Source organism: Sphingomonas lycopersici (assembly GCF_026130605.1).
GTDB lineage: Bacteria > Pseudomonadota > Alphaproteobacteria > Sphingomonadales > Sphingomonadaceae > Sphingomonas > Sphingomonas lycopersici.
In genome coordinates, this window is the sequence record NZ_JANFAU010000009.1 from 113788 (window position 1) to 131539 (window position 17752).

Here is a 17752-nt window from a genome sequence, read left to right on the forward strand (position 1 = left end):
GGACGGCGGTGACACGGGGGGCGAAGCACTCATCGACATCAGTTTCCAGCTTGGATTGGGGGGACGGGCGGAGCCAGCCCGAGCCAGGTCACGCGCCAGATACCGTCGCGGCGGTCCCCCAGGCGAAAATAGGGCTCGAAGACGATCGGCGGCCGATCGGCGGGGTGCAATTGGATGGCCTCACCGTCGACGACCGCGACGGGCGCATCGGCTACCCGCACGGTCTCGGCCAGCCGATATCCGTCGATCGGCCCGGTGGCATAGACCAAAGGCCCCCGCGTCAGCGCGATATAATCGCGGCGGAGCACTTCCTGCGCGACCGGCTCGCCGCCCGGCGCGAGCGATTCCTGGACGTTGCGGTTGACCGCGTGATGGACCTGCGCGGGCATTGGCAGGTCGAGCGAGATCACGTCCCCCGGCCGCCATTCGCGCTCGATCCGCGCATAGCCGCCCGGCTCGGCCGCGAAACGCTCGCCGTTCACCTGCAGCCGTGCGCCGCTCGCCCAATCGGGGATGCGGACGAGCATCGCGAAGCGCGCCGCCGCCGCCGGGTCGACCGAGATCGAGAGCGGCCCATCCAGCGGATAGCGCCCCTCCTGCCGGATGCGGACACGCCCGGCGCCGGGCAGATCCAGCACCGCGGTCGACGCGCCGAGCAGATTGACCGCCAGCGCGCCGTCGGCGGTGACGCCATAGGCAATCGCGGGCAGCTCCTCCAACGCCATCGCGCCGCTCGACTTGCAGCAGCGCCAATAAGTGGTGTGGGTGCGCCGTCCGTTGGGGAAGGAATAATAGCACCAATCTTCGCCGTCCGGCGCCTGCGCGCCGAGCAGGTCGTTATAGGCGCTGCGCTCGATCTCCTGCGCGAAGGCGGCATCGCCGGTGATCGCCAGCAATTCGCGGTTGAGCTGGATCCAGGCCATCGTCGAACAGGTTTCGACATAGGCTTCGGGGCTGAACACCCCGGCGGGGTTGAAGACCTCGCGCGAGCGATGCGCCACCCCGCCCCACGGGCCGCCGCCGAGCGTCAGATGATGCGCGCGGACCGCCGCCCAGATGTTGCGCACCGCGCTGAGATAGCGCGCATCACCCGTCGCCCGGTGCAGCTTGGCGACGCCGACGAGGTTCCACAGCAATTGATATGCCTTGCCGGTGGCGATCTCCGACGGATCGGCACCTGCCAGCGCCAGCGAGAACAGGCGATTGCGCGGCTCGGCCTCGATCTGCGCCAGCACCAGCTCGGCCAGATCGAGATAGCGCCGCTCGCGGGTCGCCAGATACAATTCGGTCGCGGGATCGAGCAGCGCGGTCGCCGACAAGCCGAAATGGTTGCCGAGATCGGTGATCTTCACCGCGCCGTCGCTCAACACCCGCCAGCACAGATCGCCGATCCGCCGGGCGGCGGCGAGATAATGTTCGTCGCCGGTCGCGCGATGGACCTCGATCAGCCCGAGGATCAGATAGCTGTGGGTCCAGATATCCCAGGTGCGCAGCGCCGGGGCGCCGTCCCACGAGACCGGCTTCGGCGGCTGCGGCACCATGAAGCGTCGCGGCGGCGCGTAATTGCCGAGATAGCCGTCCGCATCCTGCCGCGAGATCAGATAATCGGCGACCCGCCGCACATTGCCGAGCAGCGCCGCATCGCCGGCGCGGGCCGCGGCGCGCGCGGCGGCGGAAAGCCACTTGCCGGCATGTTCGCCATACCAGTCGCCTTCCTCGTTGGCCGCCACCTTCTCGGGCGCGAACAGCGCGATCGCCGGGCTGTGTTCGTCGGTGATGAAATGCGACAGGCGCCCGGCGCGATTGGCCTCCAGCGCATCGCCGAGCAACCCGCCGAGTGTCACCTCGCCGGGCAGTGACAGCCGCATCGCGGGCTCAGCGATCGGCGGCACAGCGGAATCCGATCCCGGCCGACCGGTCCTTCGCCGGGGCCATCAGCAGGAACTTGCCGTGCTCGTCGAGGCGATAGCCTTGCGGGAAATACCAATGCGAGGTCTGCGGCTGATAGGCATTGCCGCCGCGCAGCACCGCAGCGCGCACCCGATCGTCATGATATTCGTCGGTCCATTGCCAGATCGTCCCGACGAGATCCTCGACCCCGAACGGGCTCGCCCCCGCAGGATGCGTGCCGATATCGACCGGATCGGGCATGACGCGCGCGAGCGACGGCTCGGGCACCGCGGTCGCATCCCAATCCTCGCCCCAGGGATAGGCGCGGCCGTCGGTTCCCTGCGCGGCATATTGCCATTCCCATTCGCGCGGCAGGCGCTTCCCGGCCCACCCGGCATAGGCCCGCGCATCCTCCAGCGAGACCCAGGTGACGGGCTTGTTCTCCCAACCTGCGGGCGGCGCGCCGTCTTGCCAATGTTTCAGGAAATTCCGCGTGTCGGCGGGCGCGTAGCCGCTGTCGGCGAGGAAGGTCCTGAACTGCGCGTTGGTCACCGGGAAGCGATCGATCCAGAATGCGTCGATATGCATGCGGTGGCGGTGATGCCGGCGCGGGCTTTCTTCCCACGGATATTGCACGTCGACTCCCTCGGCGGCGTAACCCTCGATCTCGATGCCGTGGACGACGAAATCGAAATCGGCCGCGGGGATCGCGATCATCCCGTCGGGGGCCTGCGTATGCGGTGTGGTCGGCGCGATCGGGACGAGCGTCTGCGCGGCGGCGGTCCAGCGTGCCGGGAAGGAGTCGAGCGGCAGCACCGCGCGCGCCGCCATGTCCGCAAGAAACGCGTCGAGCCCGTCGAGCACCTGCCCCGCCGCCAGCGCAAGGATCGCGCCGAAGCCGCGCCCCGCCATCGGCACCGACAGGATCGCACGGTCGCGATCGATCCGCGGATCGAGCTCGACGCCGTTCCAGACGTCGAAATAGCGCGTGCCCGCATTGTACGGCACGCTCAATTGCTCGCCGTCGATCGCATATTCCTGACGGTTGATCAGCGTCCACAAGATGCGCCCGTCGCCCTGGAAGCGGCTGGCGAAGATGCCGGCCTGGAGCGTCCGCTCATAGGGGCGCCAATCGGGCCCGGCGATCAGATCAGCGAACCGCCGCTGCACCATCGCCACCCGGCGCAGCGTCTCGCCGTCGCGCGGGGTGAAGAGATTGACGAAGCCGAACACATTCTCCCACGCGACATAGCCGACGCCGTTGAACAGCGCGTGCTGCAGATCGTTGGTGCGCTGCCGGCTCCAGCGATTCTCGATGTTGATGATGTGGCGGGGTTCGAGCCATTTCAGCTTGAGCACCGTCGGGATGCTCTCGTCGGGCACGCGCTTGGTCCAGCTCTGCAGGTTCCAGCTCAGGATATGATCGCCGGCCTGCGCGGTGGTCTCCGGCTGCAGCACCACCGGGCGCCCCCTGGCCTCGCACGCGCGGTGGAAGGCGAGCGGGACGCCGCTATAGGTATCGCCGTTGATGCCGTCCGCCCCGGTTTCGGCGACGATCGCCGCCATCCGCTCCCAGTCGGGCGCGTCGTTCGGCGCGGTGCCATTGTCCCACGGCATCGTCGGCAGGAACACCTTGACGCCGCGGCGGTGAAAGTCCGCGACGACCTGCTTCAGCCCGGCGATGCCGCCGGGCAGCGCGTCGACCAGATCGAACTGGCTGCGATCGTCGACCCCGATATTGGGATAGATATACCAGACCAGCACGCTGTCGACGCGCCCCAGCCGCCCCTCGAGATCGTCGAGATAGCGATCGACCGTATAGCGGCCGGTTTTAGGATCGTAGAAATAGCGATCCTCGACCATCAGTAGCGTATGGACGAAATTCGACTGCGACCAGGCAAGCCGCGGATCGCGATACAGGCTGTCGTCGAAGCCGATGCGGATGCGATGCTCGCGGCGCCATTCGATCAGCCCCTGCACCCATTCGTCGGCGCTGCCGTCGGCGTCGATCTTCCACCGCCCCATTTCGGCGAAGGGCCAGCCGGGAACCTTGCCCGGGGTCGGCAGATAGGGGCCGGTCAGCGCGTGCGAGAATTTGACGTCGCTGGTGGTGCGGATGGGATTGGTCATGATCTCGTTTTCAACCCGCCGTCGCGCCGATGCCACAATAAAGCGCGAGCGGCCGATGATCGGCAGGCTGCGCCTCGGCCATGAACGCCACGACCTCGGCGCGGGTGGGGATGCTCGACTGGGCGCCGGCGCGCGTCGTCACCAGCGCGGCGGCCGCGGCGGCGCGGCGCAGCGCGGCGCCGAGCGCCTCGCCCGCGGCAAGGTCTGCGACTAGCACGCCGCAAAAGGTGTCGCCGGCCGCGGTCGTATCGACCGGGGTCACCGCGAAGGCGGGCTGGACGAGATAGTCGCCATCGACCAGCGCCACGGCTCCGCGAGACCCCAACGTCGCCACCGTGATCGCGACGCCGGTCCGCGCCAGCCGTTCGGCGATCGACCCGTGCTCCCCGACCAATGCGGTCAGCTCTTCCTCATTGACCACCAGCACGTCCACCGCGCGCAGCAGCGCGTCGGGCAATGCGCGCGCCGGGGCGGCATTGAGCAGCACCCGCACGCCCTGCACCTGCGCGCTCCGGGCATAGACCAGAACGGTTTCGAGCGGCGTTTCCAGCTGCATCGCGAGCCACGCGATAGCGTCGAGCGGCGGAAGGTCCTCCGGCCTCAGATCGGCGTTGGCGCCCGGCGCGACGGTGATCGCATTCTCGCCTTCGTCCGATACGGTGATCAGCGCCGCACCGGTCGATCGCGCCGAGCGGCGAATGTGCAGCTCGACCCCCGCCCCTTCGAGCGACCGGATCAGCAGCCTTGCCTGATCGTCCTCGCCCAATGCGACCACCATCGCCGTCTGCGCCCCGCCGGCGCGCGCGGCGGCGACCGCCTGATTGGCGCCCTTGCCGCCGGGAAAGACCGAAAGGTCGCCGCCGAGCAAGGTCTCGCCCGGCGCCGGAACGTGCCGGGCGCGCACGACGAAATCGGCATTGGCCGAGCCCGCCACCAATACGCCGCCCGGCCGGTCGCTTCGGATCACGATCGTTGTACTCCCGATCAGAAATCGCGGTGCAGCGTCACGGTAACCGTTCGGCCGCGGCCCGCGAAATAATTCTGGTAGATGTCGATCTGCGACGACGACAGGAAATAGAATTTGTTGAACAGATTCTCGACCCCGATCGAGACGGTGCCGACCTGCTTGAAGCGATAATTGGTCGTCAGATCGAACAAGGTATAGCCCTTGGTATGCTCCTCGAGCGCGCCGCGGCCGATGTTGATGTTGCGATTGAAGAAGCTCGTCACGCCGAGCGACACCGAGCTTTCGGGCGTATATTGCCAGCTGATCTGGCCGTTCGCCTTGTCCGGCGCGATGTTGAGCATCCCGAGTGTAACGTCGAGCGGCTCGGTGACGTTGTTTGCGGCCGAGGTCTTGCCGAGCACATGGCTGAACAAGGCGTTGAGGCGTAGAGAGTCGATCGGGCGGAATTCGGCGCTGAAGTCGATGCCGTAGATCTTGATCGGGCGACGGTTAAGAACATAGTCCCGCGTGATCGGATCGATCGACAGGCTCGACCCGAGGTCCGATTTCGACTGGTAATAGGATACGCCGACGCTGCCCATCCGGCCGCGCCAGTTGACGCCGACTTCCTTGTTCTTGAACACCACCGCCTTCAGATCGAGCAGGCCCTCGACCGTCTTGCCCGGCACGTTGACGTTGCGCAGCGGGATGCCGACGTTGGGGAGGGTGAAGCCCTCGCCATAGGTCGCGAAGGCGGAGAAGCCGCCGCCGAGCCGGCCGACGATGCCCGCATTGAACAGATCGTTGGTATATTTGAGCTTGCCGCCCTTCACGAACACGCGGTTGCGATAATAGGTCGTGGTATAATCATCGACCTTCACCGTGCCGGCCTCGTGCCGCCAGCCGCCGCTCAGCGTGACCGGGCCGAGATCATAGCTCAGCTGCGCATAAGGGCCGACGCTGGTATAGTTCATCGGCGGCACCCACACGCGATTGGTGAGCGCAAGATATTGCCGCGTCTGATCGTGGACCAGATCGACGCCGAAGCGCAGTTCGAGGCCCTTGGTCAGGAAATCCGGGCGCGTGTACGAGGTGCGCAGCCCGTATTTCTTCGACAGGATTTCGGACTGGTCGAAAATCACGCCGGACGAGATCAGCGGATCCTGCTTGTCGACGCTGTTGTCGCCGGGGAAGCGCATCTCCTGCTTGGCGAAATAGCCCGTCACGACAAGGTTGCCGCCGACCAGATCGCTGTTCGAGTAATTCAGCGCATATTGCTGGAAGCGATTGAAGTCCGGCGCGAAAAGCAGCTGCCCGGTGACCGGGTCGCGCGGCGGGCCGGGTTCGGCGGTATCGGGGATGCCGAGCGCGCGGCTGCCCGCGACATAATGATAATCGCCCTTGGCGGTCAGCTTGAAATAGCTCGCGGTCGCTTCGAGGCGCTGGGTGCCGCCGGCGAAATCGTGACCGACCTTGAGGAAGAAATCGACCTGCTTGGTATCGGCCAGCGAGCTCGACGCGCTGAGCCCGATGCGCCGCCCGCGCGCGTCATAAGTGATGCCGCGATCGACATAGGACGCCGCCGCGAACACGTCGAAATCGCCCGATTTGTGCGCGATCGTCCCGCCGATCTTCCAGATCGCGCTATCGTCGCGATATTGCGACCCGAAGCGCCCGGTGAGGCCGATATGCGTGCCCTCCTCGGTCGCGCGCTTCGAGATATAGTTGATCAGCCCGCCGGCCGCGCCGATCCCCTCCGCCGCCGAGGCGCCGCCGATCACCTCGATCCGCTGGACCGTCGACATATCGGTGAAGGTCGCGTTGCGGCTGCCGTCGCGCAGCGGGGTCGATTGGGGAATCCCGTCGAACATGTAGAGCGCGGTGCGGCCGCGCATCGTTTCGCCCAGCGTGTTCATCGTCTGGTTGGATTCGGAATAGCCCGGCACCGTGCGCGCCAGCACCGCGGTGGCGTCTTCGGTGATCGTCAGCGAGCGCTGGACTTCGGCAGGCGTGATGACCGTCACCGCGCCGGCGACCTTGTCGATCGCCTTGGGTGAGCGCGTGCCCGTCACGATCACGGTATTCTGGCTCGAATCATCGGCCGGGGCAGGGTCGCTCACCGGGGCCGGCTGCGGGGCCAGTTGCGCCACCGCGGGCAAGGCCACGCCGGACAGCAGAAAAGCAGCGAACGTCAGATGCGCATTGGTTGTCACGGTGATCCTCCCCCCGTTTATCGGCTACAGCCTAACCCAAGGGAAAAAGCGGAAGAAGCGAGCGGCGGTGTGTTCACACAACAGATTTTGTGTGGTTCGATCGCCACGATTTCGCTTTGGGATCGATCGACCGGACCGCATATTTTCTGCGCTGTGAAGACAGGGATTGCGTGCATTTTCGGCGCTACAAGCGTTGGAACTGCTGCGAAGGCGCGGCATCGGGGGAGGATCGTGTCGATGCGGAGCAAGCTGTTCGTACCCTGTTCGCGCCCCGAATTCTTCGCCAAGGCGATCGATGGGGCGGCGGACGCGCTGTCGTTCGATCTCGAGGATTCGGTGCCACCGGCGGAAAAGCCGGCCGCGCGCGCGCGGCTCGCGGCATTCCTGCGCTCGGATCAAGCGATGGCATCGGCCAAGCGGCTGATCGTCCGCGTCAACGCGCTCGACACGCCCTTTTTCGCGGACGATCTGGCGGTGCTCGCCGGGCTGCGCGTCGATCTGATCAACCTGCCCAAGGCCGACACCCCCGATATCGTCCATGCCGCCGCCACGCAGATCGATGCGCTGCGCCTCGCCGCCGGGCTGCTGGTCACTATCGAGACCGCCGCCGCGCTGGCCGATGCGGCGGCGGTGGCGGCGGCGCATCCGCGGGTCGCGGGGCTTCAGGTCGGGCTCAACGATCTGTTCGCGCCGCTCGGCATCGATCGAAACGATCCCCGCCACGTCCACGCCGCGCTGTGGCCGATCCGGCTCGCCGCCGGACGGGCCGGATGCTTTGCCTATGACGGCGCCTGGCCCGACCTTACCGACGATCCCGGCTTTCGCGCCGAGGCGGAGCTGGCGCGAAGCCTCGGTTATATCGGCAAAAGCTGCATCCATCCGCGGCAGATTGCGATCGCCAATGCGGTGTTCGACCGCGGCGCCGAGCTCGATCGCGCGCGACGGCTGGTAGCCGCGGCAACCGCCGCCGAAGCGCAGGGCAAAGGCGCCTTCGTGTTCGACGGCACGATGGTCGATGCACCGGCGATCAGCGCGGCGCGCGCGATTCTGCGGCGCGCGGGGGAGGCGGCATGACGTTGCGCCTCCTGCTGCTGATGCTGCTCGGCGCGCTGCTGTTTCAGGCCGCCCCCGCTGCGGCAAAGCAACCGACCGAGATCGAGGCCGCGGCATTGCCCGCGCCATCGGGCGATCGCGGCAATCTGTTGCTAGCCGCGATCGACGGATTCCCCGTCGCGCTCGATCGCGATCGGGCGCAGATATTGCGGCATCGCAGCTGGTCGGCGATCGGAACGCGCAATATCCCCTCGAAAATGCTCGCTGTGGTGAGCGACGGCCGGGGGTCCGCAATCCTTTCCGGCGCGGGCGGCGTGGCGACCTCCGCTGCCGCGCTCACACTGGCGAATGGCGCGATCGTGGCGAAGCCGCTCCCCGATCTTCCGGTGCCGTTGCGCTCGGCGGTCGGCGCCTTCCAGCACGATGCATTGCTCGTCGCCGGGGTCGGCGAGGACGGCACCCCGCGACTGTTCCGGCTCGCCTGGGCGCAATCCGCGCGTTGGCAGGCGCTCGCCCCCTGGCCCGGCGGCGTGCCGGTCGCGCTCGCAGCGCAGAACAGGGGCATTGCCGTCACGCTGGCCGACCAGCAGCAATGGCGCTGGCTGCCGACCGGCGGGTGGCGACGCGGCGCGACGGCGCGCGGCACCGTCGTCGGCGCCCCGCGCCCGATCGGACAGGCCTATCTGCTCTACCTCCTCCGCGACGCGGGCGGCACGCATCTCTACAGCTACAGCATGATCACCGACGCCTGGGCGCCTATGGGCGCGGCGCTTCCCGGCGAACCGCTCGCCGCGGTCAGCCACGGCGAGGGGCTGCTGATCGCGTCGCGGCGCAACGGCGCGCTTGCCGTCTCCACCCTGACGCTCAGGTTCAACCGCGAGCCGCTCGGGCTGATCGATTGGGCGATCATCACGGTCTATCTGTTCGCGATGCTCGGTATCGGGCTCGCCTTCTATCGCCGCGCCAAGGGCGGTCCCTCGTCCGAATTCTTCCTCGGTTCGCGAGCGATCCCGGCCTGGGCGGCGGGGGTCAGCATGTTCGCCGGCAGCATCAGCTCGATCAGCTATCTCGCGGTGCCGGCCAAGGCGTTCGAGACCGACTGGCAATATATCATGTCGAAGATCGCGACCGTCTGCGGGCTGATGTTCGTCGCGCTGGTCGTGGTGCCGGTGTTCCGCCGGCTCAATCTGGTTTCGGTGTTCAATTATCTCGAAGCGCGCTTCCACCCGGCGATCCGCATGCTTTCCAGCGCCTTGTGGATCTGCATGCAGATCGGTGGGCGGATGGGGATCGTGCTGTTCCTGCCCGCGATGGCGATCGGCACGATCACCGATACCAATATCGTCGCCTGCATCCTGATCGTCGGCCTGTTCACGATCGTCTATACCGCGCTGGGCGGGATGCGCGCGGTGGTATGGACCGATGTGTTCCAGGTGCTGGTACTCACCGCGGGCGCGTTTTTTGCGATCGGCTTCGTCATCTACCAGATCGGGTTCGGCGACGTCGTCGATACCGCGACGGCGTTCGACAAGACGCGGATGCTCAACTTCAGCTTCGACGTCACCCAGCCGACCGTTTGGGCATTCCTCGTCCTCGCCCTGTTCGACGTGGTGCTCACCTTCCCCAAGGATCAGGTGCTGATGCAGCGCGTACTGGCGACACCGTCCGAGAAGGAAGCCAAACGCTCGGTGTGGCTGTTCGCGCTGATCCTGCTGCCCAGCGCCTTCATGTTCTACATCATCGGCACCGTATTGTTCGCTTATTATCGCGCCCGCCCCGAGCAACTGAGCCCGACGCTGCCGATCGACGCGGTGTTCCCCGCCTTCATCGGCACCGAGCTACCGCCAGGCATCGTCGGGCTGATCATCGCCGGGCTGATCGCGGCCGCGATGGGGACGCTGTCGGGGATCATCAACAGCGTCGCCACCTTGCTGTCGGTCGATTTCTACGAGCGCCTCGTGCCCGGCCGGAGCGAGCGGCAGACCGTGCGCTTCGCCGAAGGGGCCAGCATGGGTGTCGGGCTGGTCGGCATCGCGATCGCGATCGTCCTGTCGCGGCTCGACATCCATTCGCTGCTCGATCTGACGATCGAGCTGTTCGGCCTGCTCGGCGGCGCCTGTGCCGGCGCCTATACGCTCGGGCTGTTCACGCGCCGCGCCAATTGGCAGGGCGTCGCGATCGGGATCGTGGCGGCGTCGATCATCACCTTCGTCGTCTGGTGGTTCGGGCTCGTCCACCCCTACCTCTATCTTGCGCTGGCGATCGCTTCGTCGATCGTCATCGGCTATCTGACCAGCTATCTGTTCCCGCCCCCGAGTCATTCGCTCGAAGGGCTGACGATCTATTCCCGGCGCCCGGCAAGCGCCGTTTCGGATGAGGCTGCGCCATCGATACCGGGTTCCTGAAGACGTTCGTCACCGTCATCGACCAGGGATCGATGGCCGCCGCGGCGCGCGTGCTCAACATCAGCGCATCGGCGGTGGCGCAGCAGCTTCACGCGCTGGAACGCGATCTGGGCGCACCGCTGGTGATGCGCGTCGGGCGGACGATGCGGATGACCGAGCAGGGCGCGCGCGTCCTCGGCCCGGCGCGCAAGCTGTTGCGGGACACCGCGGATCTGCGCAGCGTCGCGCATGACGGGGAGGTGTCGGGCGAATTGCGGCTCGGCGCGTGCACGACCCCGCTCACCGGCCTGCTTCCCGATATTCTGGCGCGGGTCAGCCGCAAATTCCCGCAGGTGACGATCCACATCCAATCGGGCAATTCGGCGCAGCTCTTCGTCGACGTGGACAAAGGCCGGCTCGATGCGGCGCTAGTGCTCGAGGCGCCCTATCCGCTCCCCAAGACGTGCGAATGGCTGCTGCTGCGCGAAGAGCCGCTGATCGTGCTCGCCCCGCGTGCGCTCGCCGACCGGGATCCGCTCGATCTGCTGCGCGAGGAACCGCTGATCCGTTACGACCGCAACCAATGGGGCGGCCGCTCGGCGGAGCTTTATCTCAACGAGGCGGGCATCACCCCGCGCGAGCGATTCGAGCTCAACGCGCTCAACGCGATCGCGATGATGGTCGATCGCGGGCTGGGGGTTTCGATCGTCCCCGATTGGGCGCCGCCCTGGCCGGAAGGGATCGATATCGCGCGGCTCGACCTGCCCGAGCGGCGCGTCGGGCGGCGGATCGGCATCGTCTGGTCCCGCTCCAGCGTCCGCACGCGTCTGGTCAACGTACTGTTGCAGGAAAGCGTGCGCGCGGAGGGCCGATAGCGCGCACCGCTTGGCGGCATAGCGTTGAGCGGCCGGATCGGTTCATTCGTCAATGGATAGGTCGGCGGACAGCGCTTCGGACTCTCACGGCGAAAACACGGGTTCGAGTCCCGTAGGGGCGTTTGATCCGGTCCGCATCCCGCGCTTCAGCCGAAAGCAACCGGCTCGCCCATCGAACTCGCCGGAAGCCCCTGCCCCTGCCCCTGCCCCTGCCCCTGCCCCTGCCCCTGCCCCTTCCGCTACAGCGGCCATGCTACGTGGCCTTGCCGGGGCTCGCTCATCTCTGATCAAGGACAAGGTCACCTTCATCGCCTCCTGCTCGATCGACGTCCTCAAATGCTGAGTCGCGACTACGCTTCGTCTCGGGAACGGTGTGCAGAATTCTCCCATCCCTCACAATAGGGAGGGCAATGAAGTGCCGTTTCGGCCTAAATTAGTAAAAATGGGCAGAAACAGAGCAAAGCGGCATTATAGTGCCGCTTCCCCCGATTTTGGCTTTCTGGTGATATCCGAGAGCTACGCACAGCCAATGGCCGGAACTGGGCCGTCTTCTGTCTGTCCGGTTACGGGACGGCGACTTGAGAAGCAGACGTTCAACCGAGCGATGACCGGTCGGCATCCGCGTTCAGATGCCGGCGGTCGGCGGAGATGTTACGCTTTATTGCAACAGAGCTTCTGACGGCCAAATGGAAGTCAAGGGGCTGAACGGAGTGACGCCCGTTCTTGAGCCGATTGCCAAATAGGGACCCGCTGGCGGCGGCCGGTGCACCGCTTGTTGAATAAGATGATCCACGCTTTCTGCACATTCTCAAGGTGAGCCAGCGTTGCATCGACCAAATCATCACCGATGGCTTCTGGGTCACCATGGACGAACGCGTTGCGAGCCTTCTGGATGCGGAGTAGCAGTGTGGCTTCTTCGACGAATCCCTCTGCCTTAAGGTCCGTCCAGAAATTCGTCTGCCAGATACGGCGATACAAACGATCCAAGCGCCCACCGATGCTTGGGAACCGTTCGAGGAGCTCTTCATCCAGCTGGCCGGGAAGATCGGCAAGAGCGGCGCGATAAAAACCGTCAACCAGCACCTCAAAGAGTGTCCAGAATAGCAGCACGACGGTGAAACGGTGCGAAAAGCGTTCGGCCCGGTCCGATGAGGTAATGCGGGATCGCTCGCCCTCGATCTTTATTCGCTCAAGGATGAGATATGTCGACCAAGGAATCGCTCCTTGTGTCGCTTGGGGGACAAGATGCTCGACGCCATCCACCACAATGACCTGTGGCTGGTTATCGAAAGCGTACCCGCACACCGGGCAGATTGCGTCTCCGTGGATTCCATTGCACTCCGGACAATGCATCAGACCGCGCCATGGTGACATCATAGCGACCACTCCGGGCGAGCGGCCCGCTCCCGGCGACGCTGACGAACTCTCGGCATCCACTCAGTCCAGCTGGTCAAGGCCATCTACTTGATCGGCGTTGTTCTTGCCGAGCGTATTTCGCCAGGCTTGCTGTTCGGTGAGCTCGGCGATGCTGGCGCCGGCGCGTATATGGTCGGCCAACTGCTCACGCGCCTTGGCAACAATATCTTGTTGACCTTCCTGATCATGCGGCATCGCGCTCTTGGCAACGGCTTCGACCTTCTCGATATTGAGCCAAGCAGCCCTGAAACTAGCATCTTCCGAGGCGAGACCCTGCTCGCGCGACAGTGCTAGGAATTGTGCCGCGCGATCGTCGTGCTTCGATCGTTCCGTGTCATCGAGCATCTGAATGCGCGATAGGATCAAAGCGGCCATCGGCGCCGGATCGGCCTGCTCGAAACCGATCTTCGAAGCGGAATACCAAGGATCGCGATCTTCGGGGCGGATCGAGAACTCATAGCCAGCGCGCTCGGCCACGCCAGCCAGCCAGATTCGCTGCACGCGGCCATTGCCCTCGATGAAGGGGTGCGCCGCATTGATTTCGTTGATGAGCGCCGCCGCCTGTTCGGCAAAGGCAACGGGCGCAAGGCCGCGCAATTGGTCAGCGGCGCGTAGGGTCTCGAACTGGCGCTCCATCCACGGCCCAATTTGTTCGGGAACCGCAAACGGTGCTTGGCCGCGGCCCGACGTATATTTCCGTTCCTGCCCCGCCCAAGAATAGAGGTCTTGAAAGAGATGGTGATGAATGACCTTGAAGGCAGAATACGTCGGTTCCGCACATTTGGCCGGCAAGCCTTCGGCGATACGCATATCGGTGAAGAGACGCTCGGCCGCGTCCAACGTCGCGGCCTCGCGGATTCCCAGCTCATTCACCAGGACCTGCGTGCCTGGGTAGACGACCTTCTCGTATTCGGAGCGCTCGGAGTCGCTGCGTCCGCTCACTTGGGCTTTTTGGAAAAATAGGTGCGAAGGGCTTCGCGGCGCTTCTCAGTGGTAGCGCCATCGGCCTCTAGGCGCGCGAGGAGCTTTTCGGCCTTTGCATCCCGGCCAACGCCTTCAATGTCATTGTTCGCGCTCATCTGCTTACGCCGCCAAGTGACGTCGGCAGGGGCGGAAGAGGTCCATCGGCTCATAAGGCTTCACCAATCCATATGCGCGTGACTCGGATACTTATTATGCCACAAAAGGCTTGGCTCTGCCGCCGCTATCCGCCAGCCTGGCGATCAAGTAGCCGCCGAGCACGGCCAATCCGCTCCTCCAAACCAGCGCGGAATTCAGGATCGCGCCGCCTGAGCTCGATATGCTCGGAAATCGCGGCGCGAATAACATCGGAAATCGGCCTCTGCTCAACGCTCGCGACCGTCTCAAGCGCCTCCGCCTGCTCCGGCGAGAGTCGGATCGTCATGGCTTTGCTGTCCTTCATGTCTTTTCTTTGACACCAAAACTTAGAGGTTGTCAACGGTCGTGGTATAATGGTATCACGGTATCAAGAAATGGAGGTACCCAATGAGCCAGCCCGACCAGCACCCCGCTCCTCACCCGGACAAGCCGAAAGATCACCCCTACACGATCAAGATCGATCGCACGGTCTACAAGGTCGATGCAGAGCAGATGACGGGCCTCCAACTGCGGCAGCTGAGCAATCCGCCGATCGGGGCCGACCGCGATCTGTTCGAAGTGGTTCCCGGCGGATCCGACGTGAAGATCTTCGACGAGCAGGCGGTTCAGATGCGCGACGGCTTGCGATTTTTCACCGCCCCGGCCCAGATCAACCCCGGCGCCTACAAGGAATAAGCGAAAAGATGCTTCCCCAGAACGATCTCGACTGTCTCACGGAGCGCGCGCCGGGGCATAGTGTCTCGAGCGATGCCGGCATGATCTGCGTGGTCCTTCCGAACTTCGCGCTGGGCCCCGGATATGACCGGCCGACATCCGATCTCATGCTGCGACTGGCGCCGGGATACCCCGATATCGCCCCCGACATGTGGTGGTTCCACCCGCCGGTGCGGCGCGCCGACGGCGCGCAGATTGCGGCAACGCAGGCCATGGAGCATCATCTGGGCCGCGAGTGGCAGCGCTGGTCGCGCCACCTGCAGCCCGGCCAGTGGCGCTCGGGAATCGATTCGCTCGAAAGCTATCTCGCCATCGTGCGGAGGGAGCTCGCCCTAGCGGCTCTCAAAGCCGCATGACCGTCACGCTCGTTCTCGCCGACACCGTCGCCGACGCGCTTAGTGAGGCGGCGAGCGATCCGCTGGAGGTCGCTGGCGTCCTGCTCGCAGCTGTCCATCAGGGACCGGATGGTGATATCCGACTGCTGGTCCGCCAGCACGTTATGGTGAGCCAGGACGCGTATCGTAAGCGTGCCCGGGATCATATGGTGATCGCGCCGGAGGGCTATGTACCAGCACTGGGCGAAGCAGAAGCGCTCGGCGCAATGGCCATCTGGTTTCACACGCATCCGGGCACGACGGGCACCCCGCTGCCAAGCCTCGCCGACGCCGAAGTCGATAGGGCCATCGCCGACCTCTTCCGCCTGCGCTCGGGCTCACCTTATTACGGCACGCTCATCCTCTCCCCGCGCGAAAGCGGGTTTGCCTTTTCCGGCACCCTGCAGCCCGAGGGGGGGCACAGCCCGGCCCGCGCGATCGACCGGCTCTGGATAGTCGGCGACCGCTGGCGCCTGGTAAGCGCGATCAAAGCCGACGACAGGCCGCCATCGCCGATCTTCGATCGGAATGTGCGTGCATTCGGCGGCGACGTTCAGCGCGCGCTGAGCGATCTCAAGATCGCCGTGAGCGGGTGCGGTGGCACGGGATCGGCCGTCGCCGAGCAACTGGTGCGCCTGGGCGTTCGCAACCTCCTCCTCATCGATGCCGATCGCCTTTCGGGCAGCAATGTTACGCGCGTCTATGGCTCGACCGCAGCCGATGTCGGCCGCCCCAAGGCCGAGGTCCTGCGCGATCACCTGATCGCGATCGCGCCGGACCTTCACTGCGAGGCGATCGATGCGATGGTCACGCTGGAACCGATCGCGCGGCGACTCGGCGATCGCGACCTCGTGTTCGGCTGTACCGACGACAATGCCGGACGCCTCGTCCTTTCTCGGCTAGCAACCTATCTGCTGACCCCCGTCATCGACATCGGCGTCCTGCTGAGTAGCGATGCGTCCGGCATGCTGACCGGAATCGACGGGCGCGTCACTGTTCTCTCACCGGGCTCGGCGTGCCTCGTCTGCCGCGACCGGATCGACCTTGCCCGCGCCGCTGCCGAGGCAATGACTCCAACCGAGCGCAAGCGTCTGGCTGACGAGGGCTATGTCCCGGCGTTAGCCGGGACCGAGCCGGCGGTAGTCGCGTTCACGACCGCGGTCGCCGCGGCCGCCGTTGGCGAAATGCTCGAGCGATTGATCGGCTATGGCCCCGATCCGCGCCCATCCGAAATCCTCCTGCGCATCCACGAACGCGAAATCTCAACCAATCGCGCCGCGCCCCGGCCGGGCCACTATTGCGATCCGGCAAGCAAGAAGCTCGGTGCCGCGACGGCAGACCCTTTCCTCGAACAAGTCTGGCCCAAAATATGAAGCTCTCGTGGTGGGAATGGCTGCCGTTCAGGCGCTGGCGGATTATCGGCACGGTCGAATTCGCCGACGAAATCCCCGAGCGCTTGCCCAAGCGCGCCATGGTGCTGGTTGCTTCGGGCGGCCCGCCAAAATGGGTAGGCTTCAAATGCCCCTGCGGCAAAGGCCACGAAGTCCTTCTTAACCTCGACCAAGGGCGCCGTCCCGCATGGGCGTTGTCGCTGTCCGAAAGAGGTAAAATTTCAATCGCGCCAAGCATAGACTATCTAGATGGTGGTCGCCGGTGCCATTTCTTTTTACGGAATAACAAGATTTTGTGGGCTAAGGACAGTATTCGATGAACGATGGCGAAATTACGGGCGGCGGCGACACGCCAACAGGTGGTGCCAAACGACCGCTGACCAAGACGCCTATGTTCACGGCCCGCAATTCCGCGCGCTACGAACGCCAGGAACTCATCAAGCAGATCGACGAGGCCGAGAGCACTCATCTCATCTGCTATGTCGGCGGACCCAACACCGAGATCGACCGCAACGACATTATCGGCTTCGTGGATTTGCTTCACAACATCCCGGAGGGTGAGCCGATCGATCTTTTCCTCCACACCTTCGGCGGTGACGTCGATGCGTGCGAAAAGCTGATACGGCTAATCCACGCTCGCGTCGTCGAGAATCCCTTCCGCGTTGTCATCCCTGATGTCGCCAAGAGCGCGGGAACGCTCATGGCATTGAGTGCAAATCAAATCTTGATGAGCGATACGTCCGAACTGGGGATGATCGACCCCCAGTTTCCGATGCGCGACAATCAAGGGAATGAATTCTGGCATTCCGTCATCGCCTATCTCGATGCGCATGAGGAATATGCCATGGCGATCAGAAGCGACCGGAACGATCCCGTTGCGCTGCTGCGGCTGGACAATTTCGATGCCAAGGTAGTGCGCAAATTCCAGGGCATTCGTGATCGCGTGCGTACCTTCGCCGAAGACTTGCTCAAACTGCGTGGGCTTCCTGCATCGACGATCGCGAACGAGCTTATGAGCCCCAGCCGCTGGAAGACCCATGGCCAGCCGATCAGTCACGCGGATGCTGCGCAGCTCGGACTTCCAATCCTTTATATTCCAACCAATGATCCGCGCTGGACACGCTACTGGAAACTCTATTGCCTGCAGCGGCTGGCGATCGGCCAGAATGGAAAAATTTTCGAATCCTGCTATGTCTCACAGGTAGTTGAGGACTGAGGCGGCATCAGCTTGCTGGTTATTAGGCACC

Annotated in this window: 16 protein-coding genes; 8 read left to right on the forward strand and 8 right to left on the reverse strand. The window is 64.8% G+C overall.

The window, feature by feature from the left end:
* Positions 1-38: 38 nt before the first annotated feature.
* The 4 genes from NED98_RS16900 to NED98_RS16915 are packed head-to-tail and all read right to left on the reverse strand — an operon-like array spanning position 39 to position 7179.
* On the reverse strand, positions 39-1892 hold the full coding sequence (locus tag NED98_RS16900) for a glycoside hydrolase family 127 protein (protein ID WP_265313776.1): 1854 nt from the start codon (positions 1890-1892) through the stop codon (positions 39-41).
* A complete protein-coding gene (locus tag NED98_RS16905; RefSeq protein ID WP_265313777.1) occupies positions 1876-4020 on the reverse strand; it encodes a formylglycine-generating enzyme family protein in 2145 nt (714 codons plus the stop codon). The genes NED98_RS16900 and NED98_RS16905 overlap by 17 nt, the downstream gene beginning before the upstream one ends.
* A gap of 10 nt (positions 4021-4030) precedes the next feature.
* Positions 4031-4987, reverse strand: a complete 957-nt coding sequence (locus NED98_RS16910; protein ID WP_265313778.1) for a PfkB family carbohydrate kinase — start codon at positions 4985-4987, stop codon at positions 4031-4033.
* Positions 4988-5004: 17 nt separating this feature from the next.
* Entirely contained in the window at positions 5005-7179 is a 2175-nt protein-coding gene (locus NED98_RS16915) for a TonB-dependent receptor (RefSeq protein WP_265313779.1), read from the reverse strand.
* 237 nt (positions 7180-7416) lie between these two features.
* On the opposite strand from NED98_RS16915, the gene NED98_RS16920 reads away from it, so the two are divergent.
* From NED98_RS16920 to NED98_RS16930, 3 genes are read left to right on the forward strand one after another with little or no spacing between them, the layout of a single operon-like run.
* Positions 7417-8253 (forward strand): HpcH/HpaI aldolase/citrate lyase family protein, encoded by an 837-nt coding sequence (locus tag NED98_RS16920; RefSeq protein ID WP_265313780.1) that lies wholly within the window; start codon positions 7417-7419, stop codon positions 8251-8253.
* On the forward strand, positions 8250-10637 hold the full coding sequence (locus NED98_RS16925; protein WP_265313781.1) for a sodium:solute symporter: 2388 nt from the start codon (positions 8250-8252) through the stop codon (positions 10635-10637). Before NED98_RS16920 ends, NED98_RS16925 begins: the two co-directional genes overlap by 4 nt.
* 32 nt (positions 10638-10669) lie before the next feature.
* Positions 10670-11491 carry a LysR family transcriptional regulator gene (locus NED98_RS16930; RefSeq protein WP_265313782.1) on the forward strand — a complete coding sequence of 274 codons (822 nt, stop codon included), beginning with the start codon at positions 10670-10672 and terminating at the stop codon, positions 11489-11491.
* A 693-nt stretch (positions 11492-12184) separates the two neighbouring features.
* Here the strand turns inward: NED98_RS16930 and NED98_RS16935 are convergent.
* From NED98_RS16935 to NED98_RS16950, 4 genes are all read right to left on the reverse strand, one after another.
* The gene (locus NED98_RS16935) at positions 12185-12868 is read right to left on the reverse strand and encodes a hypothetical protein (protein ID WP_265313783.1); all 684 of its coding nucleotides are present in this window, start codon (positions 12866-12868) and stop codon (positions 12185-12187) included.
* 60 nt (positions 12869-12928) lie between these two features.
* Positions 12929-13849, reverse strand: a complete 921-nt coding sequence (locus tag NED98_RS16940) for a Fic/DOC family protein (RefSeq protein WP_265313784.1) — start codon at positions 13847-13849, stop codon at positions 12929-12931.
* The gene (locus tag NED98_RS16945) at positions 13846-13986 is read right to left on the reverse strand and encodes a hypothetical protein (protein ID WP_265313785.1); all 141 of its coding nucleotides are present in this window, start codon (positions 13984-13986) and stop codon (positions 13846-13848) included. The genes NED98_RS16940 and NED98_RS16945 overlap by 4 nt, the downstream gene beginning before the upstream one ends.
* A gap of 125 nt (positions 13987-14111) precedes the next feature.
* Complete coding sequence (locus NED98_RS16950; RefSeq protein WP_265313786.1) at positions 14112-14330, reverse strand: DUF6290 family protein; 219 nt, start codon at positions 14328-14330, stop codon at positions 14112-14114.
* An 83-nt stretch (positions 14331-14413) separates the two neighbouring features.
* On the opposite strand from NED98_RS16950, the gene NED98_RS16955 reads away from it, so the two are divergent.
* Genes NED98_RS16955 through NED98_RS16975 form a run of 5 tightly spaced genes read left to right on the forward strand, consistent with a single transcriptional unit; the run spans position 14414 to position 17721 of the window.
* Positions 14414-14701, forward strand: a complete 288-nt coding sequence (locus tag NED98_RS16955) for a multiubiquitin domain-containing protein (RefSeq protein ID WP_265313787.1) — start codon at positions 14414-14416, stop codon at positions 14699-14701.
* An 8-nt stretch (positions 14702-14709) separates the two neighbouring features.
* Positions 14710-15096 (forward strand): E2/UBC family protein, encoded by a 387-nt coding sequence (locus tag NED98_RS16960; protein ID WP_265313788.1) that lies wholly within the window; start codon positions 14710-14712, stop codon positions 15094-15096.
* Complete coding sequence (locus NED98_RS16965) at positions 15093-16487, forward strand: ThiF family adenylyltransferase (RefSeq protein ID WP_265313789.1); 1395 nt, start codon at positions 15093-15095, stop codon at positions 16485-16487. The genes NED98_RS16960 and NED98_RS16965 overlap by 4 nt, the downstream gene beginning before the upstream one ends.
* Positions 16484-16825 carry a ubiquitination-like system serine protease family protein gene (locus tag NED98_RS16970; RefSeq protein WP_265313790.1) on the forward strand — a complete coding sequence of 114 codons (342 nt, stop codon included), beginning with the start codon at positions 16484-16486 and terminating at the stop codon, positions 16823-16825. Before NED98_RS16965 ends, NED98_RS16970 begins: the two co-directional genes overlap by 4 nt.
* Positions 16822-17721 (forward strand): SDH family Clp fold serine proteinase, encoded by a 900-nt coding sequence (locus tag NED98_RS16975; protein WP_265313791.1) that lies wholly within the window; start codon positions 16822-16824, stop codon positions 17719-17721. Before NED98_RS16970 ends, NED98_RS16975 begins: the two co-directional genes overlap by 4 nt.
* Positions 17722-17752 lie beyond the last annotated feature (31 nt).

Excerpts from the sequence above, each read along its gene's own strand:
- NED98_RS16935 (WP_265313783.1), bottom strand. The coding sequence starts at position 12,868 with ATGATGTCACCATGGCGCGGTCTGATGCATTGTCCGGAGTGCAATGGA.
- NED98_RS16950 (WP_265313786.1), bottom strand. The coding sequence starts at position 14,330 with ATGAAGGACAGCAAAGCCATGACGATCCGACTCTCGCCGGAGCAGGCG.
- NED98_RS16925 (WP_265313781.1), top strand. The coding sequence starts at position 8,250 with ATGACGTTGCGCCTCCTGCTGCTGATGCTGCTCGGCGCGCTGCTGTTT.
- NED98_RS16975 (WP_265313791.1), top strand. The coding sequence starts at position 16,822 with ATGAACGATGGCGAAATTACGGGCGGCGGCGACACGCCAACAGGTGGT.
- NED98_RS16920 (WP_265313780.1), top strand. The coding sequence starts at position 7,417 with ATGCGGAGCAAGCTGTTCGTACCCTGTTCGCGCCCCGAATTCTTCGCC.
- NED98_RS16970 (WP_265313790.1), top strand. The coding sequence starts at position 16,484 with ATGAAGCTCTCGTGGTGGGAATGGCTGCCGTTCAGGCGCTGGCGGATT.
- NED98_RS16945 (WP_265313785.1), bottom strand. The coding sequence starts at position 13,986 with ATGAGCGCGAACAATGACATTGAAGGCGTTGGCCGGGATGCAAAGGCC.
- NED98_RS16960 (WP_265313788.1), top strand. The coding sequence starts at position 14,710 with ATGCTTCCCCAGAACGATCTCGACTGTCTCACGGAGCGCGCGCCGGGG.
- NED98_RS16955 (WP_265313787.1), top strand. The coding sequence starts at position 14,414 with ATGAGCCAGCCCGACCAGCACCCCGCTCCTCACCCGGACAAGCCGAAA.
- NED98_RS16930 (WP_265313782.1), top strand. The coding sequence starts at position 10,670 with ATGGCCGCCGCGGCGCGCGTGCTCAACATCAGCGCATCGGCGGTGGCG.
- NED98_RS16965 (WP_265313789.1), top strand. The coding sequence starts at position 15,093 with ATGACCGTCACGCTCGTTCTCGCCGACACCGTCGCCGACGCGCTTAGT.
- NED98_RS16905 (WP_265313777.1), bottom strand. The coding sequence starts at position 4,020 with ATGACCAATCCCATCCGCACCACCAGCGACGTCAAATTCTCGCACGCG.